This window comes from Nonomuraea sp. NPDC049625, assembly GCF_040675285.1.
GTDB lineage: Bacteria > Actinomycetota > Actinomycetes > Streptosporangiales > Streptosporangiaceae > Nonomuraea > Nonomuraea angiospora_A.
The window spans coordinates 597,456-623,028 of record NZ_JBFAOQ010000002.1 but is presented as its reverse complement, the minus strand read 5'-3'; the positions used below and the strand labels follow the sequence as shown (position 1 = coordinate 623,028).

Genomic DNA, 25,573 nt, shown 5'->3' with positions numbered 1-25,573 from the left:
CGGGTGAACGAGGACGGAGAGCCTCAGTCGGGCTACACGAGCCCGCCGCCCGGCGCGCCCGTGAAAGAGCTGCGCTTCCGACTGCCGGACCTGCCACAGGTCCGGCAGTTCGCTGAGGACGAGGCCCGCGACGCCGGCATGCACGAGGACGTCATCGAGGACTTCGTCATCGCGGTCAACGAGGTCGCCACCAACGCCGTCACCCACGGGGCCGACCGGGCCTCCATGCGTACCTGGACGGTGAACGGCGACCTGATCGTGGAGGTGCACGACGGGGGCACCTGGAAACCCGGGCCCAGACCGGGCGCGGTGGGCGGGATGGGGCTGTGGGTGGCCCGCCTGGTGTCGGCGGACCTGACCCTGCGGGTCGGGAACGGCGGCAGCACCGTCATCATGCGCTTCCCCGGCAAGGAGTGACGGGAGGCCGCCGTCCTCGGCGACCTCCCGTTCTCGGGGCCTCACCGGCTGGGGCCTTTTACCGGTGGGACCTTGGCCGGCTCCTACCTGCGCGCCCGGCCACGCCAGTTGCTGTAACCGGTACGGATTCCGGCCGTGCCGACGCCCGCCTGATGCAGGGCCAGCAGTGTCAGGCCGAGCAGGACGAACGTCATGCCGGAGAATCCGCCGGGGATCCGGGCGCCGACCAGGTCGAGCAGGAACCCCAGTCCGAAGATGATCGCTGCGACTACCGCGAGCATGTCGTCACCTCCTTCCCCAGGTCTGGAGCTGGGTCGTCTGGGTCTGTGTTTGCCGGCCGGAGAGGGCGAGCAGGCGTTCCAGGACGCTCCGGTAGTCGCGCAGCGCCAGGCGCATCTGCTCGGTGTCGGCGGCCTCGGTGTCCTTCCAGCGGTCGCGCAGGCCGTTCGTACGGGTGGCGAGGCTGCTGGTGAGGGCGTCGACGACCTCGCCGACCAGCCCGTCGGCGCGCCGCACGGCCTCGCCGGGGTCGTCGACGAACGACGCCTGCAGGTCGCGCCAGCGGGCCTGCACCTGGTCCGGGTCCTGGTCGAACAGGACGACGTCCTCGGGGGCGGCGTGCGCCGGGATCTCGCCCGGCTCGGTCTCCGGCCCGGCCGGCATGTCCTCGGCGGTTCTGGCGTAGGGGTCGCGGTAGGCGCCGTCGTCGTACTCGGCGTCGTACCCGGCCGTGGACGGCGTCACGGCGCCGGGCACGGCTGCGGCGTACTCGTCGCCGGCACGCGGACTGTGCCTCTCCGGCTCGCCGTCGCCCGCGACACGGACGTCGCCCGGGACACGGTCATCGCCCGCGACACGGACGTCGTCCGAGCCGTCGTCGGCGAGCCTGCGATCGTCCGCGTTCCCATCGGCGCGGGCGTCCTCATCGGCGCGGGCGTCCTCATCGGTGCGGGCGTCGAAGCGCTCGCCGGGACGCTCATCGGAGAGCTCGTCGTCTCGGAGGCGCTCATCGCGCTGGGCGCGCTCCTCCTCGCTGCCACTCCTGGGGGTGCTGGGGGTGCTCATGTCCTCGTTCACCGTCCTCGTGTGGTCTCCTGCAGCAGTTCCTCGAACAGCGCGCGATAGTGCACCATGGCCTGCCGCAGGTCCTCCGTGGAGGCCTCCTTCCTGGCCGCGCGCCCGCTGATCTCGTGGGCCGTCCGGTAGCGGTCGAGAGTCTTCGCGTGCCCCACCGAGAGGGTGGACAGCCGCTCCTCGTAGTTCTCCGTCGGGTAACCCCGTTCCGCCATGACCGCGGTGACCAGCTGATCGGCCTCGGTCACCGCGAACCCGGGTGCGTCGACGAAGCGCTCCTGCACCTCGGTCCACTGGTTCGCGTAGGTGTCGCGCGACTCTTCCGTCAGGGGATGGATGCCGAGCTCCGCATGCCGGCGCTCCCGGTCGAGCAGCTCCTGCTCGGCCTCGTGGCGGGTGTCGTGCTCGGAGACTATGCGTTCGTACTCCGGGCCGAAACGTTCGCGGAGATGGTCGCGGCGCCTCTGCTGCAGCACGGCGTAACCCACTGCGACGAGCGCCACCACCACGACCGCGACGACGGCCACCCAGATTAAGGTGGTCATGTTGTTCGCCTCCGGTCTCTGTCTTGAGACCAGCGACTGCCCTCGAACAGGTGGGTCGAAACTCCCCGCCTCAGCGGGCTTCCAGCGCCTCCCGGGCCGCGGCCAGCACGGCTGCGACATGTGAGCCCGTTGGTGCGGCGGGGATCTCGCTGAACCCTTCAGCCGCGTCGTACCGCACGTCGAGCCCCGCGTCGACGAGCCGCTGAGCCCACCGCAGAGCCGTGTTCAGCCGCTCGGCCGCGGGCGGCTTCCCCTGCGCGGCCGCCGACAGATTGCGCAGATTGGTGGCGGGCCCGGACTGGGAGTGCTCGCGGGCCAGCTTCCACGGCACGGCCCGGCTGTGGTCGAGCATCGGCTTGGCCAGCCCGGCGGCCCGCTTGGCCTGCAGCACCCCGGACTCGCTGACCCCGAAGTGCGCGGCCAGCTCCTGCACGTTCATCCCGTCGGCCACCAACCTGGCCAGCTCCCGCCGATCGATGGTCGGTTTCCGCCCCACTCGGCCCCCTCCGCCCCAGCTCTCCGTGTACGCGTGCACCTCCGATGTGCGCTAAGGTTATGACGTCCCGCTCCGCAGGGAGCGGCCGACACGACCGGGACGTAGCGCAGCTTGGTAGCGCACTTGACTGGGGGTCAAGGGGTCGCAGGTTCAAATCCTGTCGTCCCGACCAGATATCGCTGGTCGATGAGGGTGTCACTCGCCAGGGTGACACCCTTTCTCATGCTTGAGCGGCGTCCGCCGCGGCTGTCCGCCGGCGCTCGGCCAGGCGGCCCCATGCCGATACGACCGTGATGGAGACGATCAGCAGCACGACGCTCCCCGCGATGTCGAGCACGTAGTGGTTGCCCGTGGTGAGCACGACTGCGACCATACCCAGCGGAAAGATCCACGCCAGCAACGCCGGCCGTGGGTGGGAGGCCCGCAGCGCGGACCACACGGCGTACGCGCACCACAACGACCACCCCACGTGCATGCTCGGCATCGCCGTCAGGTTCTGGCCGTTCCCGATCTCGCGTGAGGCGTGGCCGCCCAGGAGGTCGTGCTCGGCGATGATGTCGACGACGCCCGGCAGGGCGAACCGTGGGGGCGACATGGGCACCGCCCAGTAAACGGGCAGCACGAGGACGAGCATCGCGACGAGGGTCCAGCGGACCTTGGCGTAGACAGCGGCGTGCCGGACGAAGACCCACACCAGCACGCCGATGACCACGAGGTAGTACAGGCGGTAGTAGTACACCGCCGGCTGGATGAGGGCCGGATGCTCGGTCAGCCACTGGTTCGCCCTCAGTGCGATGTCCAGGTGGAGGGCCCGTTCCATGGACTGCAGGGCCAGAGCGTTGGCGGTGGCGGCCGCGGTGTCGTTCCCGGCGGCGGCGTGAAGCAGTGCGAAGAGCAGGATCACGAGCAGCAGGCCGGCCACTTCGACCAGCGGGGCGGGGCGCCCGCCCACCCTCCCGGCGAGTGCGGCCGAGCGGGCGCGCGCCACCAGGCGCGATAATCGGCCGGCGGCCACCTCACGCGGGCTCACGCGAGTCACCCTAACTCACCGCTCCGGCATGGAACGTGTTACAGAACGACCACCTCAGCCACTTCCGCCACCTCAACAACTTCCGGCGGCCTCACCGCCCCGGTAATCTTGCGGGATTCTCTGACTCCGGTGGAGGGTCGTCGTGAGCTCCGGTGCTCGCCATGCCGATCAGCGCGCTCGGGCTGGGCTTCGACTTCTTCCTGGCCGGACCCGTGGAGTGACCGCCCCAGGGCCGCTGCAGGTCCTGCACCCCTCAACCCCCCAGGAGGTAGAGCCGTGGGCTCTGGCAAGAAGACGTGGACGGCAGCGTTGCTGGCCACTGCTGTGCTGGCGATCACCGCGGCCTGCGGCAGCGAAGGCGCCGACGGTGCGATCACGTTACGTTTTTCCTACTGGGGCAGTGACGCGCGGCAGAAGATGACGCAAGAGGCGATCAAGAGGTTCGAGGCGAAGAACCCGGACATCGACATCGAGGAAGAGTTCTCCGGCTTCGGCACCTACTACGACACGCTGGCCACGAAGGTCGCGAGCGACGAGACACCTGACGTCATCACTCTCGAGATCCGCGGCCTGCGGGAGTACGCCGAACGCGGCACGCTCGCCGATCTGTCCAGCGCGGTCGACACCGCCGACATCGACGCCAAGGTGCTGGCCACCGGCGCCATCGACGAGAAGCAGTTCGCCATCCCCACCGGCGTCAACGCCTGGTCCCTGGTCGTGGACCCGAAGGCGATCAAGGACGCGGGGCAGAACCTGCCCGACGACACCACGTGGACCTGGGACGAATACGCCGAGCTGGCGGCGAAGATCACCGCGAGCACCGGCGGCAAGGTCTACGGCACGCAGCAGGCTTTCAACCCGGCGTTCCTGCAGATCTTCGCCGCTCAGCGAGGCGAGTCCCTCTACAAGGGCAACAAGATCGGCGTCTCGCCCGGGACGCTCAAGGCGTGGTGGGCGGTCCACCAGAAGCTGATCAGGAGCAAGGGCTCTCCTGACGCCGCCAAGAGCATCGAGCTCGCGACCCAGAGCGAGGACCGGTCGCTGTTCGCCACCCGCAACGGCGCGATGGGGATGTGGTGGAGCAACCAGCTCGGCTCGATCAACAAGGCGTCCGGCGGCAAGGAGGTGGACCTGCTGCGGATGCCCAAGGCGCAGGGTGCCACCGCGGGCGGCATGTTCCTGCAGCCCGCGATGTTCTACACCGCCTCGGCGAAGTCCGAGCATCAGGCCGCGGCGGCCAAGTTCATCGACTTCATGATCAACGATCCGGAGGCGGGCGCGATCATCCTCAGCGACCGCGGCCTGCCGGCCAGTTCCAAGGTGCTGGCGGCGGTCAGGGACAAGCTTCCGGAGACCGACAAGAAGACGCTGGCCTTCCTCGACAAGGTCAAGGGCGAGCTCACGGACTCGCCCGCCGCCCCGCCGAAGCGCGCCAGCGCCATCGAGGCCATCCTCACGCGGTACACGAATGAGGTCCTGTTCGGTCGGATGACGCCTGACGAGGCCGCTCAGAAGCTCATCACGGAGGCCAACGCCCTCATCGCGGGCTAGTGGGCTCGGTTCGCGGGGATGCGCAGGGCTGAGCGCTGGGCCCAGGTGACCCAGCGCCAGAGCCACTCGACGGGACCCTGGCGGTGGCGGCGCAGCCAGAGGGTGGCGAACAGCCACTGGGCGGCGAGGATGACCCCCGCGGCCGCGTACGCCGCCGTCAGGGATCGGCCGATCGGCAGGCCGAGGAGGTGACCGGCCGCCAGCACGAGGATTGTGGCGGTCAGGTAATTGGTCAGCGCCATCCGGCCCAGTGGTGCGAAGAGGGCCGCCAGCGCCGGTCGCAGCGGCGTTCTAAGCAGGACCAGCAGGGTGCACACGTACACGCCGGCGAGCAGCAGATCGGCCAGGCTGGACGTGAAGGACGGCGCACCGGTCCCGTTCCGTGCCCACAGGGCTGAGGCCGCCCCCGCCGCGAAGGCCAGGCCCAGCAGGAGCGGCCCTCGAGTGGACCGTTCGAGGGCCTCGATCATCCCGTACCGGACCAGTGCCGAGCCCAGCAGGAACAGCCCGGCGATCATCAGGGGCCCGCCACCCCCGCCGATCAGCGCCGCCGCCACGAGCGCCGGGGCGAGGCTGGCCACGGCCCACCGCGGCAGCCAGGTGGAGGGCAGCAGCACCAGCAGGCCGACGACGGCGTACGAGGTCAGGATTTCGCCCCGCCACAGCAGCGAATGCGCGAGGCCGATCGCGAGCAGCGCCAGAAGCCGGCGCAGCAGGACGAGCCGCGGGCGGGGGACGCGGTTCGCGGCGGAGTCCAGCAGCAGCGAGAACCCGATGCCGAACAGCAGGGAGAAGATCGGGAGCCCGAGCCACGGGTCCCAGTCGCCCATGGGCTGCGTCGTGACGGCTCTGTCGCCGTTGGCTATCAGCTGGATGTTGGCGAGCAGGATCTCGCACAGCGTGAACCCGCGCAGGACGTCGAGCGCGGCGATACGCGGCCGGCCGGGGGAGGCCGTCGTCCCGGCGCGGGTGGAAGGGGCTCCGGGACCTCGGACCGGTCCCGGAGCGTGATCTCGATAGGGCATGCACCTCATCCTGGGGACGGGGCCCGGTGCGGACATCGACCACCGGTGGGGGCTCGCGGTCCGCCGACGGTACTTTCGGCCGATCCTCGTTCTCGACGGTGCCCCACCGGGCCGTCGGTTCGTCCCGCTGGTCCGGGATGGGAGGACGCGTCAGGCGTAGGAACCCTCGACGAGATCGGCGACGATGCCGGGACGGGAGGGCTGCCAGCCCAGCGTTTCGCGGGTACGGGTCGCGCTGACGCGCTGGCTGATCGCCAGAGCCTGGGCGAAGCCCTCCCCGAGCTCCCGCGCGGCCTCCTCGAGCGGCCAGGGCTCGGCCGTCTCCTTGACTCCCGCTGACCTGGCCGCCGCCTCGGCCACGGCGGTGACGGGCACCGCCTCCTCGCTGATGGCGTGGTAGACGGCCGCCTTCCCCTTCTCCAGGGCGGCCACGATCAGCCCGGCCACATCGTCCACGTGCACGAAGGTCCATGTCGGCGCGGTGCCGCCCGCGGTGACGTACACACCGGTCCCGCGCCGCGCGGCCTGGGCCTTCAGCAGCGCCGCGATGCCCGTGCCACGCCCGTGGACGACGCCGGGACGCACCACGGAGCCGCCGCCGTCGATCACCAGCCGCTCCACCTGATCCCGGTACGCCACCAGGGGGATCGGGTCGGCCGGGCTGTCCTCGTCGGCCCCGTCGGTCTCGCCGAGCACCCACACGCCGCTGACGTAGACGACCTTCTGTGACGCTCCGGCGAGCACGCCGATCGTGGCCAGGTCGGTCTCCTGGTCGCCGGTCAACTGGCCGGCGTGCACGATCGCGTCGAGGTCCGCGGTGATCGCCCTCTCCAGCGCGGCGGCGTCCGCCAGATCCCCGTACCGGACGTCGGCCACACCCGGCACCCGCCGCTCTCCCTCCGCCGCGGGCCGCACGTAGGCCGCCACCTCATGCCCCTGCGCGACCAGCCGCTCCACCAGGGCACCACCGATGTACCCCGTCGCGCCAAGCACCAGCACCTTCATTGTCCCACCTCAAAAATTTCGACATTGAACATTTCCACGTAGGACCATAACCCACGACATCGAACATTTCAATGTCGTACGATTGCCGCCATGGGAGATGCAGTCGACGCGATCCTCGGGCAGTGGGCCCGCACCCGGCCCGACGTGGACGTGTCCCCGATGGGCGTGATCGGCCGGGTGTCGCGGGCCTCGCGGCTCCTGGAGCGGGGGGTCAAGGAGTTCCTGGGCGAGCACGGGCTGGAGGCGTGGGAGTTCGACATGCTGGCCACGCTGCTCAGGAACGAAGCCGACTCCATGTGCATGAAGGACCTGTCGGCGGCGGCCATGGTCAGTCCTGGCGCGCTCACCAACCGCATGGACCACCTGGTGGAGCGCGGGCTGGTCGACCGCTGGCCGGCGCCGGACAACCGGCGGATGACGCTCGTGGCGCTGACGGACGAGGGGCGGCGGGTGGCCAACGACGTCCTGGAACGTCACGCGGCCAACGAGGCCCGCCTCCTGTCCGGCCTCTCCCCCACCGACCGCGACGCCCTGGCCGACCTCCTCCGCAAACTCCTCGTCTCTCTGGGCGACACCGTGTAGAGGGCTGCTCCCGGGGCTCGGCACCTGCCTTGGGGCGGTCCGTCGAGGCTTCCCTTTTCTGCGCCTGTACGGCCCCGCATCCGGTGGCCCTCGCTGGGGCTACTCCGGAAGGTCGAGCTCGTCGTAGGTCGCCACCTGATCGGCCGGAGGCGCTTGGATGTCGATCGGCCGGCCCCACCGGGACAGGCGGAGGTCGTCGACGTAATGGACGGGTTCGTCGCTCAGCTTGGGGATGCCGGGTTGCCTGGAGTCGCTGTGGCATCGGCGGACGAGCCGGTCCCGTCCGATCCAGAGCTTCCAGTCGACCCGGACACGGGCGTACTTGCCCGTGGGCCTGTGGCGTCCTGCGATACGGAAGTCGGGGTCCGCCTTGGCGAGCTCGCCCAGCGTGATGGACCCCTCGTAGAGGGTGGTGCGGGTGCCGTCGTACACGCCGGAGGGGCGTTTGACCTTGGTGGCGGCGAGCAGGGCCTTGAGCGTGCCGCGATCGCTCAGCCGCATCTGGCCGCAGTACAGGGCGAGGGACTGCTTCTCCTCGGCGACCACCCAGCTCTTGCCTTCCGGAAGATGCTTGCGCAGGCCGGCCGACTGCTCGTAGGACCGGTCCGGGAAGAGGATGAGACGCTGGCGGTACTTGCCGAACATGAAGTCCTTGGGACGCAGGATCTCGCTCGCGACGATCCTCCCCCGGTCCAGCTCGTGGACTCCCGACTCCCGGAAGGTGCGCGGCTTTCCTTCGGACCTGGCGACCAGGACGTCCGAGAAGGTCACACCGTTGCCGCTCGTCAGCTGGCGGCGCAGCGCGGCGACGGGGTCGGCCGCGGCGGCGGCCGGCGACGTGACGATGGAGGTCACGGAGGTGATCGTCAGGGCGAGCGCCCAGAGCCTCATGCGGGTCGTCTCCTCGGGAGGTGAGCCATGCCGGGTGATCTTCGCAGGCCCAGATCTCGTTCCGGCCTCACCCACTCCACCAGCAGCTCAACCGCCCGGGCCGCGCGCCTCGCATCACGGCCCGCAAGCACGGCCACAGGCCACCCCCGCGCGGTGAACGGGCGCGGCCTCGACCGGCTCGGGTCGCGCCCGTGCCCAGTCGCCGCTGCCGGGGCGAGGCGTTGCGCCCCGACCGGGTGGATTCGATTCGCGCCGCGCTTGTTGATCTTGTCCGGGCCTGTCCGTCGCATCAGAGTCGCATCAGAATGGCGGCCATGAGTCGCGAGGCCCTGGAGCAGTGGATGGCCGCCGTGGCGCGCGGCGACCTGGCGGACCCACCGGCCGCGGTGACGGTCGAGGACTGTACGGCCGCGGGCCTGGCGTCGTACGGGAGGTCCTACCGGCGCTCTCGCGGGGGTGTGACGTTCCGCGCTTACTTCACCCCCGACCGGCGGCATCACGCCATGCTGCTGGCCGGGCCCGAGCTCCTGTTGTGGATGGACGGCCGGAGCGCGCCCGTCCCGACCGGCATCGGGGGCGAGCCGCAGGGCGCTGCTTTGGAGCGCTGGCTGGAGCATCGGTTCTCGATGGGCGGGATGGACGATCCGGTGCGGGTCCTGGCGATGTGGGCCTGGACGGGTGCGGCCGGGCGCGTTGCCGCGCGTGACGGTGACAGGTGCGGGCGGACCTACCCGGCTCCACCGGCCGGGGTGACGCCCGCCGAGTACGGGGAGATCGGCTGGGAGTTCACGGACGAGCGGTGCGCGTACAACTTCCTCGACACCGCGGGCAAGGGCGTGGTCCGCGTCGCCTTCGCGCCCGGCCTGCGGCGCCAGGCCCTGACGATCCGCGCTCCCGACTGGATCGGCGCGCAACTGTGGGTCGACGGCGAGCCGGTGCCCGTGCCGTGTGAGCGGGACTGGGGCCCGTTGTGCGACGAGCACGTCACGTGGCTGGACGACCGCTTCGTCCACGCCGAGGTGGGCGGCCTGTGGAGCCATCCTTTGTACGATCCCGTCAAGATGGATCTCCTCGGCGACATTCGCGGGCTGCTGATCTGGGACGCGGCGGAACGCGTCCGGCACCTCCACCTCCCGGCGCCGGACGAGGCGTGGACCAGCCCGGTCCTGCTACGGCGAGGCGATGCGTGGTGCATCTATCCGGACGGCGAGGCGTACCGGGCGGATCGTCCCGATCGCACCCTTCCGATCCCCCGCTGAGAGCCCGGCGCCCGCGCCGTTCGGAGCGATGGGAACCAGTGGGCCAGGCTGGGAGCAGGCGCGCGGAGTCGCCCGTGCTGACCCGCGCGACCCGGCAGCGGGTGAGCATCTCATCGGAGAAGAAGTTGCGCCGATATTTGGTGACGAACACCAAATGCGCGGTCAGTTCGTGAACGCAATGGCGACCAGTTCTGATTTCGGGATTCGGTTCTCACATCGGTGACATACACCAAATGACAAAATGCGGTTTGTGGAGCTGGAGAAACGCCACCGCGCTCATATGGCGCGCCTGGACTTGGACAGTCGCCAGTCAGCCATCCTGGATGGCCAGGCGCACAATGCGCGGGCGTTGTGGAACCTGCTGCACGAGTACTACACCTTCCGGCAGGGCCGCTTCGCCACGCTGAAGGACATGCGACGAGGCGATCCGGCAGGCGCGCAGGGACGTCGACTGGTTGAAGGACCTGCCTGCGCAAGCTTCCCAAGCTGTGCTCAAGACCTATCGGCAGGCGTGGGCGAACTTCTTCAACCCCGACCATCCCGCTGAGCGGCCGAAGTTCAAAGGGCGTTTTCGGTCCCGGATGGCCGTGGATGTTCCGCAGGGGCGGGATCTGCACATCATCCGGGTCAACCGGCGGTGGGGCGAGGTCAACATCCCCAAACTGGGCCGGGTCCGGTTCCGGTGGTCCAAGAACCTGCCCGGCATCACCAGATCCTCCGCCGATGGGAAGGTCACCGGTGCCCGGCTGGTCAAGGAGACCAACGGCTGGCACATCATCTTCCGCACCCAAACGATGGAGATGCCCCCGGCCCCGCATGAGGGCCCGGTGACCGCGATCGACCGGGGCATCACCGTCCCCCTGGCCCTGGCTTCAGGGGAGAAGATCCGCCACCGCGAGCAGTGGCTGTCGCACAAGGAGGCCGAGCGTCTGCTCCGGCTGGAACGCAAGGCCGCCCGCCAGAAGCGGGCCGCCAAGCCGGGACGGCCGACCTCGAACCGGTTGAAGAGAACCTATGACCAGATCGCTAGCCTGCGTGCGAGAGCCAAGCGCCGGGTGATCGACTGGCAACACCAGACCACCGCGAAACTCACCGACCGCTACAGCGTGATCGTGCTCGAAGGCCTCAAGGTCAAGAACATGATGGCCTCTGCCTCGGGCACTGTGGAGGAACCGGGGACGAACGTCGCCCAAAAGCGCGGCCTGAACCGGGCCATCGCCGGTGAGGCATGGTCGCGCACCGCCGAGTTCCTCGCCTACAAAGTCCTCGACAAGGGCGGGGAAGTCGCCTCCATCCCGGCGGCGAACACCAGCCGGGAATGCCACCAGTGCCACACGATCCCCCAGGGATCACGCCAGTCCCAGGCCAGGTTCGTATGCAAAAACCCAGCTTGCGGGTGGATCGGCAACGCCGACACCAATGCCGCCCGCACCCAGATGTACCGGTACAACTCAGCCGTCGGACAGGCGGTAAACGGACGTGGAGGCCTTGCCGTACTGGGGCCTGTGAAGCGTCAAGCCACTCATAGCGGGACCACACCCACCCCGCAAGGGGTGGCCGCGTAGCGGCCATGAGAATCCTCCCCGTTCACCGGGGAGGAGCATGTCAATCCTTCTTGGCGCGGGCCTCGGCCTCGGCGGCGTCCATGGCCTCCGCCTCCTCCGGCGTCGGGGCCGTGCCGCCCAGGTGGGCGGGCTGCCACCACACCCCCTGCGGCACCTCCGGGTACGTGCGCTGCGCCTGGTCCACCAGGCCCGACAGCCGCTTGTGCAGGTCGGCGGTGTGGTCGTTGACGTTCTCGCCGCGCTTGGGGTGCATCGGCTCCCCCACCACGATGGTCAGCGGGATGTGCCGTTGCGTGAGCTTGCGGGGCCGGCCCTTGGTCCAGAAGCGCTGGCTGCCCCACAGCCCGACGGGGATGATGGGCGTGTTGGTGGCCTGGGCCATGCGGATGGCGCCGTTCTTGATCTCCTTGACGGTGAACGACCGGCTGATCGTCGCCTCCGCGAAGACCCCGACGACCTCGCCGGCCTTCAGCATGCGCAGGGCCGTGGCGTACGAGCCCGCGCCCGCCCCCCGGTCCACCGGGATGTGCTTCATACCGCGCATCAGCGGCCCGGAGATCCGGTGCTCGAAGACGTCCTGCTTGGCCATGAAGCGCACCAGCCGCCGCGAGGGCAGCGCGGCGAATCCCGCGAAGATGAAGTCGAGGTAGCTGATGTGGTTGCTCACCAGCACCGCTCCCCCGGTCTGCGGCACGTGCTCCGTACCCTCCATGTGGAACCGGACGTCGAGCACGCGAAACAGGGTCCGCGCGGCGGCGATCACCGGCGGGTACACGATCTCAGCCATGAGCAGAAGGTAGCCTACTCAGGCGGGTGCCACGGTAGTCGGGAGCCGGACCATCCCGCGCACGTTCCCGTGCGAGATGCGCCGGATGCCGTCCGGGTCGATCTCGTACGAAGGCGAGACGGCCTTCGTCAGCTCCTCCAGCGCCACCCGGGCCTCCAGCCGGGCGAGCGGACCTCCGAGGCAGTAGTGGCGGCCGACGCCGAAGCTGATGGACCTGGAGGTGTCGCGGCCCAGGTCGTAGACGTCGGGGTCGGGGAAGACCGACTCGTCCCTGTTGGCGGAGCCGATCAGGATCCATACCTTGGCGTCGGCGGGGACCTCGACGCCGTGCCACTCGGCGGGCTCGGTGAGGCGGCGGGCGATGCCGTGCGCGGGGGTGTCGTACCGCAGCGACTCCTCCACCCACCCCGTGATCGCCCCGCCGAAGCCGGCGGCGCGCTGGCCGGGGTGGCGCCATGCCCAGTACCAGGCGGCGCCCAGCAGGTGGGTGGTGGTCTCCGAGCCCGCCCCGATCAGCAGGAACAGGAACGCCACGATCTCCTCGGGACTCAGCCCGCCGTCGGCGACGAGCGCCGAGACGAGGTCGTCACGGGGTGCGGCCCGGCGGTCGGCGACGATCGAGGCGTAGTAGTCGCCGAGGGACAGGATGCTCCTGAGCCCCGTGTCCGCCATCTTGCCCTGAGGGTCATATTTCACGAGGATGTCGGACTTGCGGCGGACGTCCGCCCGATCGGACGGCGGCACCCCCACCAGCTCGGAGATCACGTCGAGCGGCAGCTTGGCCGCGAAGTCGCGGACGAAGTCGAACGTCCCCCGCTCGATGCCCTCCTCGATGTAGCCCCGCGCGATCTCCCTGATCATGGGTTCGAGCGCGGCCACCCGGCGCGGGGTGAAGGCCCGCGAGACGACGGCCCGCATGCGGGTGTGGTCCGGCGGGTCCATGGCCACGAACGACAGGTACGTACGCGCCTGCGGCCCCCACGCGGCCGGATCGAGCACGGGGCCGTGGTCGCTGGACAGCAGGGCGCTGTCGCCGAGCGCGGCGGACACGTCGGCGTGCCGCGACAGTGCCCAGAAGCCGTGCTCGGCGTTGTGATAGACCGGCGCTTCCCGGCGTAACCACGCGTAGACGGGGTACGGATCGTTGTTGACCGCCGGGTCGTAGGGGTTGTAGACGACCTCCATCCCGCCCACGCTACGACGCTTGCGCCCTCGTGAAAATGGGCAGATCTTCTCACCATGAAGAAGCTCATCAACACGGCCGACTCCGTCGTCGATGACGCGCTGAACGGCATGGCCGCGGCCCACCCCTCGCTGCGGGTGCGCGACCGCGTGGTCTACCGGGCCGAGGGACCGCTGCCGGGCAAGGTCGGCCTGGTCTCGGGCGGCGGCTCGGGACATGAGCCGCTGCACGCCGGTTTCGTCGGGTACGGCATGCTCGACGCGGCCTGCCCCGGCGAGGTCTTCACCTCACCGGTCCCCGACCAGATCATCGACGCGACCAGGGCGGTCGACGGCGGCGCCGGGGTCCTGCACATCGTCAAGAACTACACCGGCGACGTGCTGAACTTCGAGATGGCCGCCGAGCTGATCGAGGACGTCGAGGTGGCCAGCGTGCTGGTCGACGACGACGTGGCCGTACAGGACTCCCTCTACACGGCGGGCCGGCGCGGCACCGGGGCCACGCTGTTCGTGGAGAAGCTCGCGGGCGCGCTGGCCGAGCAGGGCGCGCCGCTGGCCCAGATCGCCGCGGTGGCGGGCGAGGTGGACGAGCGCAGCAGGTCGTTCGGCATCGCCCTGACGTCCTGTACGACGCCGCACGCGGGCAAGCCGACGTTCGACCTGCCGGAGACGGACGTGGAGCTGGGCATCGGCATCCACGGCGAGCCGGGGCGGGCCCGGGTGCCGATGGTGTCGGCGCGCGAGCTGGCCGCGATCGCCATGGAGGCCATCCACGGCGACCTGCCGCTCCGCGGCGACCTGCTGGTCATGGTCAACGGCATGGGCGGCACCCCGCTCATGGAGCTGTACGTGGTGTTCGCGGAGGTCGCGGCCTTCGTCAGGGGCAAGGGCGCGCGGGTGTCGCGCTCGCTCGTCGGCAACTACGTGACCAGCCTCGACATGCAGGGCTTCTCCGTGTCGATCTGCCTGCTCGACGACGTGCTCACCCGCCTGTGGGACGCTCCGGTCGAGACGCCGGGGCTGCGCTGGGGGCGCTGATGGACACCGACGTGTTCGTGGCCTGGTTCGAGGAGGCTGCCAGGCTGGTGCACAGGGACCGCGACCGGCTGACCCGGCTGGACGCGGCGATCGGCGACGCCGACCACGGCACGAACCTCGACCGCGGCCTCACCGAGGTCCGCAAGACGCTGGCCGAGTCGCCGCCGGGGACTCCCGGCGAGGCGCTGGCCGCGGCGGGCGCGACGCTGATCCGCCGCGTCGGGGGCGCCTCCGGGCCGCTGTACGGGTCCGTGTTCCGGCAGATGGGCAAGTCGCTGGAGTCTCCGGTGACGCTGGCCGGGTTCTCGGGGGCGTTCGAGGCCGGGGTGGTGGCGCTCGAACGGCTGGGCAAGGCCGCGCTGGGCGACAAGACCATGGTGGACGCGCTGGTCCCGGCCTCCCGGGCGCTCGCTCTGGCCGTACGTGACGGGATCGGGGTGAAGGAGGCACTCGAACGGGCGGCCGAAGCGGCCGAGGAGGGGGCGAAGGCCACGATCCCGATGCAGGCGCGCAAGGGCCGGGCCAGCTACCTGGGCGAACGCAGCATCGGGCACGAGGACCCGGGGGCGGCGTCGGCGGCCCTGTTCATGGCGGCGCTGGCGTCGGTGGTGGCGTGATGAGCTGTCTTGGCCCCGGTGTTGGCGTGATGGGCGGGCCTGGTCTCGGTGGTGGCGTGATGGGCGGCCCCGGTGATCGCGCGATCCCGCGCGGAGCCGGGTGATGGTGGGGCTGGTGCTCGTCGCGCACAGCGCGGGGCTGGCGGCGGAGGCGGCGGCGCTGGCCCGCGGGATCGCCGGGGCCGACGTACCCGTGGCGGCCGCCGGGGGCACCGAGGACGGCGGGCTGGGCACGAGCCTGGACCTCATCGAGGCGGCGCTGCGCGGCGTCGACCAGGGTGACGGGGTGGTGCTCATCCCCGACCTGGGCAGCTCGGTGCTGACCGCCCGCCTGCTGGAGGAGGACGGGCGGGTGGTGGTGGCGGACGTGCCGTTCGTGGAGGGCGCGATCGCCGCGGCGGTGGCGGCGGGCGCGGGTGTGCCGCTGGCCGACGTGCTGGAGGCGGCCGAGGAGGCCCGCACCTACCGCAAGCTGTGAGCTCAGTGGGCGCTCGCGCCTGACCCAAGCTGTGAGCTCAGCGGGCGCCCGCGCCTACCGCGAGCTCTGAGCTCAGTGGCCCTTGAAGGCCTCCTCCAGCCACCAGGACCCGTGCTCCGCCGTGACCTTGGCGTGCACCAGGAGCGGCCGGTCGCGGGGCCCGTCCACCCATTCGGCCACGCCCGCCAGGTCGCCGGGCCCGCCGACCGTCACGGCGGCGCAGCCGTGACCCCGGGCGATGGCGGCGAGGTCGGCCGGTGGGAACGTGACCGTCCCGAGCGGGTGACCGTGCGGCCCGAAGTGGTGGACCTCGGCCCCGTACGCCTCGTCGTCGTACACCACGATCACCATGGGCAGGCCGAGCCGGACGACGGTCTCCAGCTCCGCGATGCCCATGAGGGCGCCGCCGTCGCCGAGCGCGGCCACCGGCAGCCGGTCCGGGCGGGCGATCGCCGCGCCGATCGCCGTCGCCAGGCCCAGCCCGATCGACTGGAACGCCTGCGTGAAGCAGAACCCACCCTCATCCGGAACATCCACGAACATCGACGGATATCCCATGAAATTTCCGGAATCGATGGCAACGATCCGCTCCTGCGGCAGGAGGTCGTCCAGCCCGATGCTGAGCGTCCGGGGGTCGATCCGGCCGCCGCCGCTCTCGTCCTCGTACGGCACGTCCCGCCAGCGCCCCTCGGCCCGCACGCGGGCGGCGAGCTCCGGCGACCGGTAGCCCGGGCGGGGCGCGACCTGAGCGGCCAGCGCCTCCGCGACCCGCGCCACGTCACCCGCCACGCCCAGGTCGGCGGGCACATGGGTCTTGAACGCCGCCGGGTCGAGATCGACCTTCACGACCTTCGCGCCCGGCGAGACGAGCGTGCCGTGGCGGGTCGTCCACATGTTCAGCGCGCATCCCCACGCGACGACCAGGTCGGCGCCGCGGATCAGCTCGGCGGCCAGCGGCGTCGCGAAGCCGCCGCTCACGTCGAGGTCCCACGGGCTGCCGCGGAACAGCCCCTTCGCGACGGCCGAGGTGGCCAGCAGGGCGCCCGCGAGGTCGGCCAGCTCCTCCAGCTCCCGCCGCGCGTGCCGGGCACCGCGCCCCGCGATGAACACCGGCCGCTCGGCCGCGCCGAGCAACCGCGCCAGCTCCCCCACCTCCGCCACCGAAGGAACCGCCGAAGCGATCGCGGGCGGCATCACGTCGGCAGGCCCCTCGAAGGGGGCGGCCTGGACGTCGAGCGGCAGGTTCAGCAGGACCGTGCGCCGCTCCTCCACCGCCACCCGGTAAGCCTCGGCCACCCGCGACACGACCTCCTCCGCCGAGGTGACGCGCATCGCCACCGCCCCCACCGCCGTCGCGAGCGCGGCCTGGTCGATGTGGAAGTTGGACTGGACCTCCGTGGCCTCCCCCGCCAGCACGATGAGCGGCGTACGGCTCTTGGCCGCCTCGGTCAGGCCGGTCAGGGCGTTGGTGAGCCCCGGCCCCTGGTGCACCGACACGACGCCGACCCGCCCGCTCATCCGCGCGTACGCGTCGGCCATGGTGGCGGCCCCGCCCTCGTGGCGGGCGGCGACGAAGCGCACGCCGCCCGCCACCAGGGCGTTGGTCACGTGGAAGTTGCCGCTGCCGACCACCCCGAAGGCGGCCCCGACGCCGCAGGCGGCCAGGGCCCGCCCCACGGCCTCCGCGACGATCAACGTTCCACCAGGGCCAGCACGCGCACGGGGCTGCCGGAGCCGCCCACGATGGGCAGCGGCGGCGCGACCACGACGGCGCCGGTCACGGGCAGCCGGTCGAGGTTGCGCAGCTGGGTCAGGCCGTACTTGCCCGCCCCCAGCAGGAAGGAGTGGCACGGGAAGGCCGGGTCGAAGGAGTGGGCGGCGCCCGCGTCGGTGCCGACGGTCTCGACGCCGATCCCGGCGATCGGGGTTTCGGAGGCCAGCCACTTGGCGCACTCCACCGAGATGCCGGGCGTGTGGGGACCGGAGGCGTCGGCGTTCAGGAAGGCCGCCTGGTCGGCGGAGCGGGTGTCCCAGCCGGTGCGGTAGAGCAGCCAGCCGCCGTCGGGCAGCGGGCCGTTGGCGCGTTCCCACTCCTTCACGTGGTCGATCTGGAGGAGGAAGTCGGCGTCCTTGGACGCCTCGGCGGCGAAGTCGAGCACGACGGCGGGCGCGATGAGGCTGCGCACGGGCACCTGGGAGACGTCCTGGCCGTCGCGGGCGGTGACCCAGTGGACGGGGGCGTCGAAGTGGGTGCCGGTGTGCTCGCCGGTGTGGATGTCGTTCCAGTACCAGGCGGGGCCGCGGTCGTCGTAGCGGCTGATCTCCTCCAGGCGGAACGGGATCGTGTTGCCGAACGGCTCGGGCAACTGGAGGATCGGCGTCTCGGACGAGAGGGGCGCCGTGAGGTCGATCACCTCGATCGCCCCGCTGCGCACGCTGTCAACGAAGCTCTGCAAGACCGACATGTCATCCTCCCGATGGGCTGTGGGGTGGGCTGTGCGCATCCTCCTACGCACACCCCACCACTGCCAACAACCTCAGCCCTTGAGTCCGCTGAAGCTCATCGTGGCCACGAAGTGCCGCTGCGCCAGGATGAACGCGAGCACGAGCGGCAGCACCGCGATCACGTTGCCGGCCATCAGCGCCGACCACTCGGTGTGCCGGGCGCCGGCGAAGGTGGCCAGCCCGAGCTGCAGCGTGTAGCCCGACTCCGACGAGATCGCGATGAGCGGCCAGATCAGGTCGTTCCAGGCGCCGAGCAGCGTGAACACCACCAGCGTGGCCAGCGCGGGCCGGGCCAGCGGCAGCACCACGCGGAAGAACACGCCCAGGGGGGAGCAGCCGTCGATGATGGCGGCCTCCTCCAGCTCCTTGGGCAGCGACAGGAAGAACTGCCGCATGAGGAACACCCCGAACGCCGACGCCAGCCACGGCACGATGGCCGCCCCCAGCGTGTCGATCAGGCCCATGTTCTTGAACAGCAGGAACGTCGGGATCATCAGCACCTGGGTCGGCACCATGATGGTGGCCATGACCGCCGCGAAGGCGACCCCGCGGCCGCGGAACTTGATCCGGGCGAAGCCGTACCCGGCCAGGGAGCAGAGCACCACGTGCCCGAGCACCGCCGACCCGGCCACGATCACCGTGTTGGCCAGCCAGAGCGGGTACTCGTCCTCGGTGAAGATGCGCCTGAACCCGTCCAGCGTGAAGTGCTCGGGCCAGAGCTTGGGCGGGTAGGTGTTGATGTCGGCGTCCGGCATGAACGCGGTCAGCGCCATCCACACCAGCGGCGCCACGAACAGCAGCGCGAGCGGCATCAGGAAGAGATGGGCGAGGCTGCGGCGCGTCACTTCGCACCCCTCCACAGGACCGCGCCCGACACGGCGAGCGTCACGATGAACAGGACGTAGGCGATGGCCGTGCCGTAGCCGGAGTGGAAGAGCTGGAACGCCTGCCGGTAGAGGTAGAACACGATGGTCGTCGTGGAGTCGAGCGGCTGGCCCTTGGTGGTGGTGTAGACGAGGTCGAACAGCTGCAGCGCGGTGATCGTCTGCCAGATCAGCAGGAAGACCGTGGCCGGCCGCAGCTGCGGCAGCACGACGTGGCGCAGGACGTGCCGACCGGCGCCGCCGTCCGCCCGGGCCGCCTCGATCAGCTCGCGCGGGATGTCCTGCAGGGCGGCCAGGTAGACCACGGCGGGCATGCCCACGCCGCCCCAGAGCGAGATCGCGACCAGGGTGAGCATCGCCTGGTCGGGGTCCTGGAGGAACCCCATCGCGGGCAGGCCGAGCGCCTTCAGCCCGGCGTTGACGATGCCGAAGTCGGGGTCGAAGACGAAGTTCGACAGGATGCCCGTGGCTGCGGCGGAGACCACGTACGGGACGAAGAAGCACGTACGGTAGAACCCGATGAGCCGGATCTTGAGGTTGAGCGCCAGCGCCAGCGCCAGCCCGAGCACCACCGAGCCGGGCACGAAGAGCACGGTGTAGAGCAGCGTGTGCCCGGCCGACGCGGCCAGCTCGGCGTCGCCGAGCATGTCGCCGTAGTTCGCCAGCCCGACGAAGTCGCCGCCGGTGAGCAGGTCGCCGTCCCGCAGCGAGAGCAGCAGCGCCCACACCGCGGGGAACAGGCTGAGCCCGACGATCACGAGCGTCGCGGGGAACACGAAGCCCCACCCGGTCAGCTGGGGGACCAACCGGCTCCGCCGCGCGGACGGCGCGCTCACCCGCGCCGCCCTGCTCATCGTCGGGGCTGTCATCGCGAGCGCCCCAGCACCGCGTCGGCGTCGGTCGCGGCCTTGGTGAGGGCCTGCTGCGCGGGCGTGCCGCCGACCAGCGACTGGGCGATCGCGTTGCCGACCTTCTCGGAGAACTCCGGGTACGCCGGCAGGGGCGGCCTGGCCTGCTTGGCGTTCTCGAGGTTCGCGGTGAAGACGTCGATGCCGGGGAAGTCCTTGACGAACTTCTGGTACGCCGGCAGCGCGGTCGTGGCCTTGCGCAGCGGCAGGTTGCCCAGGCCGAGCGACCACCGGGCGTCCTGCTCCGGCCGGGTCAGCCAGGTCAGGAACTCGGCGGCGGCCTTGGCCCGGCGCGAGCCGTTGTCGAACACGACCCAGTTGTCCGGCCCGGCGACCGTCTCGTGGTTGCCGTTGTAGCCGGGCAGCACCTGCACGCCGTAGGAGATCTTGTGGTCGATGATGTCCAGCAGCGCGTACGGCGCCGCCGCGATCATCCCGATCTTGCCGCTCTGGAACAGCGGCACGAACTTTTCACCATTTTGATCGAGATATACGGACTTATCCTGCTGGGCCATGGCACTCCACAGGTCGAGCGCCTGCGTCGCCTGCGGCGTGTTGAACGCCGACTTCTTGCCGTCCGGCGTCAGGATCGAGCCGCCCTGCTGCCAGATCATCGGCCAGAACCGCCACACGGTGTCCTCGAGACCGGTCACGGGGTACGCGGTGCCGTACACGCCGCCGCCGGTCAGCTTCTTCGCCGTGGCCCGGAAGTCGTCCCAGGTCCAGTCCTTGGACGGGTACGGCAGCCCCGCCGCGTCGAACAGCTTCTTGTTGTAGATGACGGCCAGGTTGTCGACCAGGGCGGGGACGCCGACGACCTTGCCGTTCACCTCCGACACGGCCCGCTCCGACGGCCAGAAGTCGTCCCACCCGAACCCGGGGGCCTTCACGGTGGCGGCCAGGTCGTACACCTTGGGGTTACGCGCCAGGTTCGGCATCCACGTGCCGTACATGTACGCGATGTCGGGCGCCTTGCCGCCGGCCAGCACCGCCTGGACCTTCTGCAGCATGTCGTCCACGTTCGTGGACCCGACGGCGGGCGTGATCTTCACGTCCGGGTGGGCCTTGGAGTACTCGGCGGCCAGCTCCTCGATGACCTTGGCCTGCAGCTCCGTCTGGCCGTGCCACCAGGTGATCTCGACCGGGCCCGAGGCGTCCTCGGAGGAGGAGCCGCAGGCCGTCACCAGCGCGGCGACCAGGACAAGCACCGCCGTGCTTTTCATGCCGGGGCTCTTCATGACGGGGCTCTTCATCACCGGCTCCTGAGGGACTCGGGCATCAGCTCGCCGTGGGCCTCGATCAGCGCGCCGCACAGCTCGTCGATCTGCTCGACGGTGAGGGTGGCGGCGGTGTTCGGGTCGGCCATCATGGCGTGCCGGACGTGCTCGGGCCGCCCCTCGGTGACGGCGCGCACGGTCAGCTCGTTGACGTTGACATAGGCGCGGTTGAGCGCCACGCACTGCGCGGGCAGGTCGCCGACGGCCATCGGGCGGACGCCGAGCGCGTCGGCCACGCACGGCACCTCCACCACGCAGCCGTCCGGCAGGTTTGCGACCAGGCCCCTGTTCTGGACGTTCCCGTAGACGACCCGGCTGGTGCCGGTGGTGACGCTGTGGATGATCTGCGGGGCGTATTCCATGGTCCCCTCCACGGTGATCGGCCGTCCCGCGCGCAGCGCGTCGCGGGTGGCCTCGTACTGGCGCACGTTCTCCTCGCTGATGCCGATGTACGCGCCCACGGGGATCCGCAGGCGCTCGATCTCGCTCTCGTCGTGCAGGTACCAGGGCACGTACTCGGCCGAGTGCTCGCTCGTCTCGGTCGGGTAGTAGCCGAGCCTGCGGTACATGTCCACGCGCACCCGGCGCAGCAGGCCGGGGTCGCGCTCGATGGCCTCGTCCAGGCGCGGGTAGAGGTCCTGTCCGCCGGACTCGAAGCGCAGCATCCACGACTGGTGGTTGACGCCCGCCGCGAGGTACGACACCTCCTCCAGCGGCACCCCGACCAGTTCGGCCAGGTCGTGGGCGGTCCAGTAGATGGAGTGGCAGAGCCCGACGACGTTGCGCACGGGGGTGGCGGCGGCCAGGTACCAGACGTTCATGGCCATCGGGTTGGTGTAGTTGAGCAGCCACGCGTCCGGGCACACCTCGGCCATGGCCCGACCGATCCGGTCGAGCGCCGGGAAGGTGCGCAGGGCGCGGAAGATGCCGCCCACGCCGATGGTGTCGGCGATCGTCTGGCGCAGCCCGTACCGGGCGGGCACCTCGAAGTCGACGCGGGTCGCGTCGATCATGCCGACCTGGATCATGTTGATCGCGAAGTCGGCGCCTTCGAGAGCCTGGCGCAGGTCGAGGTGGGCGGATATCTTGACGGGCCGCCCGGCCGCGATGACGCGGGCGGCGGCCTCGGCGGTGTCCAGCCGCTCGGGGTGGATGTCGTGCAGCGCCACCTCGAACTCCCCCAGATCGGGGAAGGCGACCAGGTCCGCCAGCAGCCCTTGAGTGAACTCGACGCTCCCGGCGCCAAGAAAGACGATCTTCATAGATCCTTCCAGGTGGGCTGGGCGGCGGTGCCGCCGGCGGCCTGGGTCGAAAGGGATCCGCAGGTCACGGCCACGCGCAGGCATTCGCGCAGGCTCATCCCGCGCAGCCGCGCGGCGAGGAGGCCGGCGTTGAAGCTGTCGCCGGCGCCGACGGTGTCCACCGGCTCGACGGGGACGGCGGGGGCCCGGGTCAGCTCGCCCGCCTGCCACGCCAGCGCGCCGTCGCCGCCGTCCTTGACGACCACGGTGGGGCCGAGCCCGCCGATCCGGGCCGCCGCGGCCTCGAGGCATTCGGGACCGGTGTCGAAGAGCCGGGCGGCCACGGCCCGGGCCTCGGCGGCGTTCGGGAGGAACACGTCCACCTCGGCCAGCACCTCCCCGAGCCCTTCCCACTCCCCGGCGGGGTCGTCGTTGGTGTCCAGCGAGGTGGTCGCGCCCGCGCGCCGCTCCTCCGCCAGGAAGCCCGGCAGTCCGGGCGCGAGCCCCGGTTGCAGGAAATATGACGACACGTGGACGTGGCGGGCCACGTCGCGCGGCAGGTCCTCCACGGTCAGGTACGGCAGGCAGCCGGGCGAGGTGAGGATGGCCCGGTCCGAACCGTCGGCCAGCACCACGGTCATGGCCGTGGGCCGGGAGTCGATCACGCAGCGGGAGACGTCCACGCCCCGGTCGGCCAGGGCGTCCAGCACGAAGCGCCCGGCCGCGTCGTCGCCCACGCGCCCCGCGAACGCGGTCCGCAGGCCCAGCCGGGCGGCCCCGCACGCGGTGATCGCGCCGGACCCGCCGAGCACCAGGTCGCCGCCGGAGACGAGCTGTTCACGCTGGCCGTACGCCAACCCGCGCGGCGCTCCGGAGAGCACCACGTCGGGGTTGGCGTCACCGACGACCAGCAGGTCGAAGTCACGCGCCACGGCAGGGCACGCGGTACGCGTCGAGCTCGTACTTCTTCTTCAGCGAGTTGAAGTTCTGAGCGTTGGACTTCGCGCAGAAGGCCGAGGTGGCCAGGTTGTACTCGACGTTGAACACGGCCTTGCCCGCCTTGACGAACTGGTCGTATCCGTAGTCGTCGTTCTGCGCGGTGGTGCACTCGGTGTGCTCCCAGCACTCCTCGTTCACCGCGAAGTCGAAGTAAGGCAGCAGCGCCGGGATCTGCTCGATGTCGTTCTTGAGCGCGACCGACAGGCCCCTCTTGTGGGCCTCGTTGGCGAACCAGGTGTTGTAGGCGAGCTGGTCGGCGGCCTTGAGCGGGAAGCCGCTGGCGTTGCTGTAGCCGTCGACGTTGTCGGGCTCCACGGCGTCGAACCCGGCGGCCTTGCACATGTCGAGCCGGGCCTTCATGATCTGGCCGAGCTTGCCGGTGTATGTGCGGATGTCGAGCCAGCGCTCACCCGGCCAGTCCTCCAGCGGCTTGCCGAGCACCTCGGCAGGGAACTGGCTCGCGTCCGGGCGCCAGTCCTCGAACGTGCCCGCGCTGACGTAGCAGACGACGCCGCGACCCGGCTTGTCCGCCTTGAGCGACTTGACGATCGCGCCGTCCTTGGCGGCGAAGCCGTCGATGTCGAACATCTGCACGTTCGGGTACGGCTTGGTCGGCAGGGACGAGAGCTGCCACTGCCAGGACGTGTTCAGCGCGGGCTTCCAGCAGCCGTTGCAGGCGACAGGAGCGGGCAGTGCCCTGGCCTCGGTGGTCGCGGCGGCGGCGGGTGCGGTGACAAGAGCGGCGGCGGCCAGGGCGGCCGCAGAGATCAGAGCAGGGAGACGGCGCAACAGGCACTCCTCGCGTACGGAACGGGTGCGGATCAATGGCGCTGCGCGCTGTTCCGCACTCTCCGAGTCGCGTCCTGGCCAGGGACACCGGAGTGGCGTGGCCCATAACCGTAGGACGTCACGCCAGCACGCTCCAGGCGTGCCTCCCTTCTTGCTTGCCGCACAGAATTGCGCATTCCTGCTCTTTTGTCCAGAGTTTGACGCACAAAAGCATCATGCTCTGATCCACTCCGCGCATCCGGCGGTCCTGAACGCCTTGTCCGTGGCCAGGATGGTGACGCTGACCGAACCTGTCGGCATGCCGCTCGCGATCTCGCCCCCCGTGGCGCTCCGCAGCCTGGCCCAGTAGCACATGGGGATCCCCGCGGTCGGGCCCGCCGTACGGTAGGTGCCCGGCTGGATGTCCGTGCCCACGACGAGCGTCCGCATGGACACGTTGTTGAACGCGGGACTGCCGGTCCCCCCGCTCGGCGGGCCGGTCTGACCCGGCGGGTTCTGGCTGGGCGCCGTCTGACCGGGCCCGGGCGGGGTGGCGCCCGGCTGGGTGGCCGGTGGCTGCGTTCCCTGCGGCGGCGTGGGCTGCGTTGGCTGCGTTGGCTGGACCGGCGACGACGGGCCGGGGCCGGCGGCCTCGGGCTCCGGCGGCTGCGTGCCCTCGACCGTGACCGTGACCCGGGAGGCGGGCTCCTCGGACGACTCGGACGCGCCGAACCCCACGAAGACCCCCAGCAGGAACCCGAGCAGAGCGGCGAGTCCGGCCACGAGCACGATGATCGTCGGACTGCTTGTCGCCCGCGGATACTCAGGCGGATATTCAGGAGGCCCGTACATCACGGACCAAGGGTGCCATCCCTATCAACGGTGGAGATAGTCGACGAGCGACGCCTTCTCCGTCTCCAGCTCCTCGATCGCGCTCTTGACCACGTCGCCGATGCTCACGATGCCCACGAGCCGGCCGTTCTCGACCACCGGCATGTGCCGGAACCGCTGCGTGGTCATGATCTGCCGCAGCGAGTCGACGTTCTCGCCGGGCCCCACCGTGCGCACCTGAGTGGTCATGATCGCGGATACCGGGCCGTCGAGGATCGCCGGGCCGCGGTCGTGCAGGCGGCGCACGACGTCGCGTTCGGACGCGATGCCCTCGATGGTGAGGCCGTCGGTGGAGACCACCGCGGCACCGATGTTGCGCTCGGCGAGCGTGGCCAGCAGCTCGCGCACTGTCGCCCCGGGCGACACGGTCGCCACATCACTTCCCTTGGCGCGAAGAATCGTCCCGATGAGCATGTTGCACCACCTCTTGCACCTCAGTCTTCCAGGCCTTGCGTACAGGCAAACAACCCCAGGGGATGACGTCAAGGGGAGCCGGGTTGTAACGGGGCGGTCACTTTTCGTGCCTGGCTGACAACATGTGACCTGCGTCTCATACCT

29 protein-coding genes and 1 tRNA gene are annotated in these 25,573 nt (G+C 70.6%); 10 read left to right on the top strand and 20 right to left on the bottom strand.

Features of this window, described 5'->3' with window-relative positions:
* Window positions 1-3: 3 nt before the first annotated feature.
* Window positions 4-417, top strand: coding sequence for an ATP-binding protein (locus tag AB0J87_RS10290; RefSeq protein WP_363963987.1), 414 nt, complete (start codon window positions 4-6; stop codon window positions 415-417).
* Window positions 418-500: 83 nt separating this feature from the next.
* Here AB0J87_RS10290 and AB0J87_RS10285 read toward each other — a convergent pair whose 3' ends face one another.
* The 4 genes from AB0J87_RS10285 to AB0J87_RS10270 form a co-directional block, all read right to left on the bottom strand.
* Window positions 501-698: a hypothetical protein gene (locus AB0J87_RS10285; RefSeq protein WP_185073178.1), complete on the bottom strand. Its 198-nt coding sequence runs from the start codon at window positions 696-698 to the stop codon at window positions 501-503.
* A gap of 4 nt (window positions 699-702) precedes the next feature.
* On the bottom strand, window positions 703-1,482 hold the full coding sequence (locus AB0J87_RS10280; RefSeq protein WP_363963985.1) for a hypothetical protein: 780 nt from the start codon (window positions 1,480-1,482) through the stop codon (window positions 703-705).
* Between the two features lie 8 nt (window positions 1,483-1,490).
* On the bottom strand, window positions 1,491-2,036 hold the full coding sequence (locus tag AB0J87_RS10275; RefSeq protein ID WP_363963983.1) for a hypothetical protein: 546 nt from the start codon (window positions 2,034-2,036) through the stop codon (window positions 1,491-1,493).
* A 70-nt stretch (window positions 2,037-2,106) separates the two neighbouring features.
* Window positions 2,107-2,532, bottom strand: coding sequence for a hypothetical protein (locus tag AB0J87_RS10270; protein WP_363963981.1), 426 nt, complete (start codon window positions 2,530-2,532; stop codon window positions 2,107-2,109).
* Window positions 2,533-2,627: 95 nt separating this feature from the next.
* Here AB0J87_RS10270 and AB0J87_RS10265 point away from each other — a divergent pair.
* Window positions 2,628-2,704, top strand: a tRNA-Pro gene (locus tag AB0J87_RS10265).
* A gap of 48 nt (window positions 2,705-2,752) precedes the next feature.
* Here the strand turns inward: AB0J87_RS10265 and AB0J87_RS10260 are convergent.
* Window positions 2,753-3,562: a phosphatase PAP2 family protein gene (locus AB0J87_RS10260; RefSeq protein WP_363963979.1), complete on the bottom strand. Its 810-nt coding sequence runs from the start codon at window positions 3,560-3,562 to the stop codon at window positions 2,753-2,755.
* A gap of 276 nt (window positions 3,563-3,838) precedes the next feature.
* Here AB0J87_RS10260 and AB0J87_RS10255 point away from each other — a divergent pair, with 276 nt between their 5' ends.
* Window positions 3,839-5,113, top strand: a complete 1,275-nt coding sequence (locus tag AB0J87_RS10255; RefSeq protein ID WP_363963977.1) for a sugar ABC transporter substrate-binding protein — start codon at window positions 3,839-3,841, stop codon at window positions 5,111-5,113.
* On the opposite strand, the gene AB0J87_RS10250 is transcribed toward AB0J87_RS10255, so the two are convergent.
* Window positions 5,110-6,138 carry a DUF418 domain-containing protein gene (locus AB0J87_RS10250; RefSeq protein ID WP_363963975.1) on the bottom strand — a complete coding sequence of 343 codons (1,029 nt, stop codon included), beginning with the start codon at window positions 6,136-6,138 and terminating at the stop codon, window positions 5,110-5,112. The genes AB0J87_RS10255 and AB0J87_RS10250 overlap by 4 nt on opposite strands.
* Window positions 6,139-6,288: 150 nt before the next feature.
* Window positions 6,289-7,143 carry an NAD-dependent epimerase/dehydratase family protein gene (locus tag AB0J87_RS10245; RefSeq protein ID WP_363963973.1) on the bottom strand — a complete coding sequence of 285 codons (855 nt, stop codon included), beginning with the start codon at window positions 7,141-7,143 and terminating at the stop codon, window positions 6,289-6,291.
* A gap of 90 nt (window positions 7,144-7,233) precedes the next feature.
* Here AB0J87_RS10245 and AB0J87_RS10240 point away from each other — a divergent pair, with 90 nt between their 5' ends.
* Window positions 7,234-7,725, top strand: coding sequence for a MarR family transcriptional regulator (locus tag AB0J87_RS10240; RefSeq protein WP_363963971.1), 492 nt, complete (start codon window positions 7,234-7,236; stop codon window positions 7,723-7,725).
* Window positions 7,726-7,824: 99 nt separating this feature from the next.
* Here the strand turns inward: AB0J87_RS10240 and AB0J87_RS10235 are convergent, their stop codons facing one another.
* Window positions 7,825-8,616 (bottom strand): hypothetical protein, encoded by a 792-nt coding sequence (locus AB0J87_RS10235; RefSeq protein ID WP_363963969.1) that lies wholly within the window; start codon window positions 8,614-8,616, stop codon window positions 7,825-7,827.
* A gap of 314 nt (window positions 8,617-8,930) precedes the next feature.
* Here AB0J87_RS10235 and AB0J87_RS10230 point away from each other — a divergent pair, with 314 nt between their 5' ends.
* The 3 genes from AB0J87_RS10230 to AB0J87_RS10220 all read left to right on the top strand — a co-directional run bounded on the left by AB0J87_RS10230 (window position 8,931) and on the right by AB0J87_RS10220 (window position 11,440).
* Window positions 8,931-9,875 (top strand): hypothetical protein, encoded by a 945-nt coding sequence (locus AB0J87_RS10230; RefSeq protein WP_363963967.1) that lies wholly within the window; start codon window positions 8,931-8,933, stop codon window positions 9,873-9,875.
* A gap of 250 nt (window positions 9,876-10,125) precedes the next feature.
* On the top strand, window positions 10,126-10,422 hold the full coding sequence (locus AB0J87_RS10225) for a hypothetical protein (protein ID WP_363963965.1): 297 nt from the start codon (window positions 10,126-10,128) through the stop codon (window positions 10,420-10,422).
* Window positions 10,364-11,440: a transposase gene (locus AB0J87_RS10220; RefSeq protein ID WP_363963963.1), complete on the top strand. Its 1,077-nt coding sequence runs from the start codon at window positions 10,364-10,366 to the stop codon at window positions 11,438-11,440. The genes AB0J87_RS10225 and AB0J87_RS10220 overlap by 59 nt, the downstream gene beginning before the upstream one ends.
* Window positions 11,441-11,480: 40 nt before the next feature.
* Here AB0J87_RS10220 and AB0J87_RS10215 read toward each other — a convergent pair whose 3' ends face one another.
* Window positions 11,481-12,227, bottom strand: a complete 747-nt coding sequence (locus tag AB0J87_RS10215) for a lysophospholipid acyltransferase family protein (RefSeq protein WP_363963961.1) — start codon at window positions 12,225-12,227, stop codon at window positions 11,481-11,483.
* A gap of 18 nt (window positions 12,228-12,245) precedes the next feature.
* Complete coding sequence (locus tag AB0J87_RS10210; protein WP_363963959.1) at window positions 12,246-13,412, bottom strand: cytochrome P450; 1,167 nt, start codon at window positions 13,410-13,412, stop codon at window positions 12,246-12,248.
* Between the two features lie 54 nt (window positions 13,413-13,466).
* Here AB0J87_RS10210 and dhaK point away from each other — a divergent pair, with 54 nt between their 5' ends.
* The 3 genes from dhaK (at window position 13,467) to AB0J87_RS10195 (ending at window position 15,542) form a co-directional block, all read left to right on the top strand.
* Window positions 13,467-14,447, top strand: coding sequence for a dihydroxyacetone kinase subunit DhaK (dhaK, locus tag AB0J87_RS10205; protein ID WP_363963957.1), 981 nt, complete (start codon window positions 13,467-13,469; stop codon window positions 14,445-14,447).
* The gene (dhaL, locus tag AB0J87_RS10200; protein WP_363963955.1) at window positions 14,447-15,064 is read left to right on the top strand and encodes a dihydroxyacetone kinase subunit DhaL; all 618 of its coding nucleotides are present in this window, start codon (window positions 14,447-14,449) and stop codon (window positions 15,062-15,064) included. The genes dhaK and dhaL overlap by 1 nt, the downstream gene beginning before the upstream one ends.
* A 103-nt stretch (window positions 15,065-15,167) precedes the next feature.
* On the top strand, window positions 15,168-15,542 hold the full coding sequence (locus AB0J87_RS10195; RefSeq protein WP_363963953.1) for a phosphoenolpyruvate--protein phosphotransferase: 375 nt from the start codon (window positions 15,168-15,170) through the stop codon (window positions 15,540-15,542).
* A 72-nt stretch (window positions 15,543-15,614) separates the two neighbouring features.
* On the opposite strand, the gene AB0J87_RS10190 is transcribed toward AB0J87_RS10195, so the two are convergent.
* The 10 genes from AB0J87_RS10190 to AB0J87_RS10145 form a co-directional block, all read right to left on the bottom strand.
* On the bottom strand, window positions 15,615-17,237 hold the full coding sequence (locus AB0J87_RS10190; RefSeq protein ID WP_363963951.1) for a thiamine pyrophosphate-binding protein: 1,623 nt from the start codon (window positions 17,235-17,237) through the stop codon (window positions 15,615-15,617).
* Window positions 17,234-18,007 carry a cyclase family protein gene (locus AB0J87_RS10185; protein WP_355191990.1) on the bottom strand — a complete coding sequence of 258 codons (774 nt, stop codon included), beginning with the start codon at window positions 18,005-18,007 and terminating at the stop codon, window positions 17,234-17,236. The genes AB0J87_RS10190 and AB0J87_RS10185 overlap by 4 nt, the downstream gene beginning before the upstream one ends.
* Window positions 18,008-18,079: 72 nt before the next feature.
* On the bottom strand, window positions 18,080-18,892 hold the full coding sequence (locus AB0J87_RS10180) for a carbohydrate ABC transporter permease (protein ID WP_350726481.1): 813 nt from the start codon (window positions 18,890-18,892) through the stop codon (window positions 18,080-18,082).
* Complete coding sequence (locus AB0J87_RS10175; RefSeq protein ID WP_363963949.1) at window positions 18,889-19,800, bottom strand: sugar ABC transporter permease; 912 nt, start codon at window positions 19,798-19,800, stop codon at window positions 18,889-18,891. Before AB0J87_RS10175 ends, AB0J87_RS10180 begins: the two co-directional genes overlap by 4 nt.
* Window positions 19,797-21,092 (bottom strand): ABC transporter substrate-binding protein, encoded by a 1,296-nt coding sequence (locus tag AB0J87_RS10170; RefSeq protein WP_363963947.1) that lies wholly within the window; start codon window positions 21,090-21,092, stop codon window positions 19,797-19,799. The genes AB0J87_RS10175 and AB0J87_RS10170 overlap by 4 nt, the downstream gene beginning before the upstream one ends.
* A complete protein-coding gene (locus AB0J87_RS10165; RefSeq protein ID WP_350726475.1) occupies window positions 21,092-22,378 on the bottom strand; it encodes an alpha-glucosidase/alpha-galactosidase in 1,287 nt (428 codons plus the stop codon). Before AB0J87_RS10165 ends, AB0J87_RS10170 begins: the two co-directional genes overlap by 1 nt.
* A complete protein-coding gene (locus AB0J87_RS10160) occupies window positions 22,375-23,289 on the bottom strand; it encodes a sugar kinase (RefSeq protein ID WP_363963945.1) in 915 nt (304 codons plus the stop codon). The genes AB0J87_RS10165 and AB0J87_RS10160 overlap by 4 nt, the downstream gene beginning before the upstream one ends.
* Window positions 23,279-24,145 carry an endo alpha-1,4 polygalactosaminidase gene (locus tag AB0J87_RS10155; protein WP_363963943.1) on the bottom strand — a complete coding sequence of 289 codons (867 nt, stop codon included), beginning with the start codon at window positions 24,143-24,145 and terminating at the stop codon, window positions 23,279-23,281. The genes AB0J87_RS10160 and AB0J87_RS10155 overlap by 11 nt, the downstream gene beginning before the upstream one ends.
* A gap of 213 nt (window positions 24,146-24,358) precedes the next feature.
* Entirely contained in the window at window positions 24,359-24,907 is a 549-nt protein-coding gene (locus tag AB0J87_RS10150) for a hypothetical protein (protein ID WP_363963941.1), read from the bottom strand.
* 93 nt (window positions 24,908-25,000) lie between these two features.
* Window positions 25,001-25,429: a CBS domain-containing protein gene (locus tag AB0J87_RS10145; protein ID WP_350726467.1), complete on the bottom strand. Its 429-nt coding sequence runs from the start codon at window positions 25,427-25,429 to the stop codon at window positions 25,001-25,003.
* Window positions 25,430-25,573: the final 144 nt, after the last annotated feature.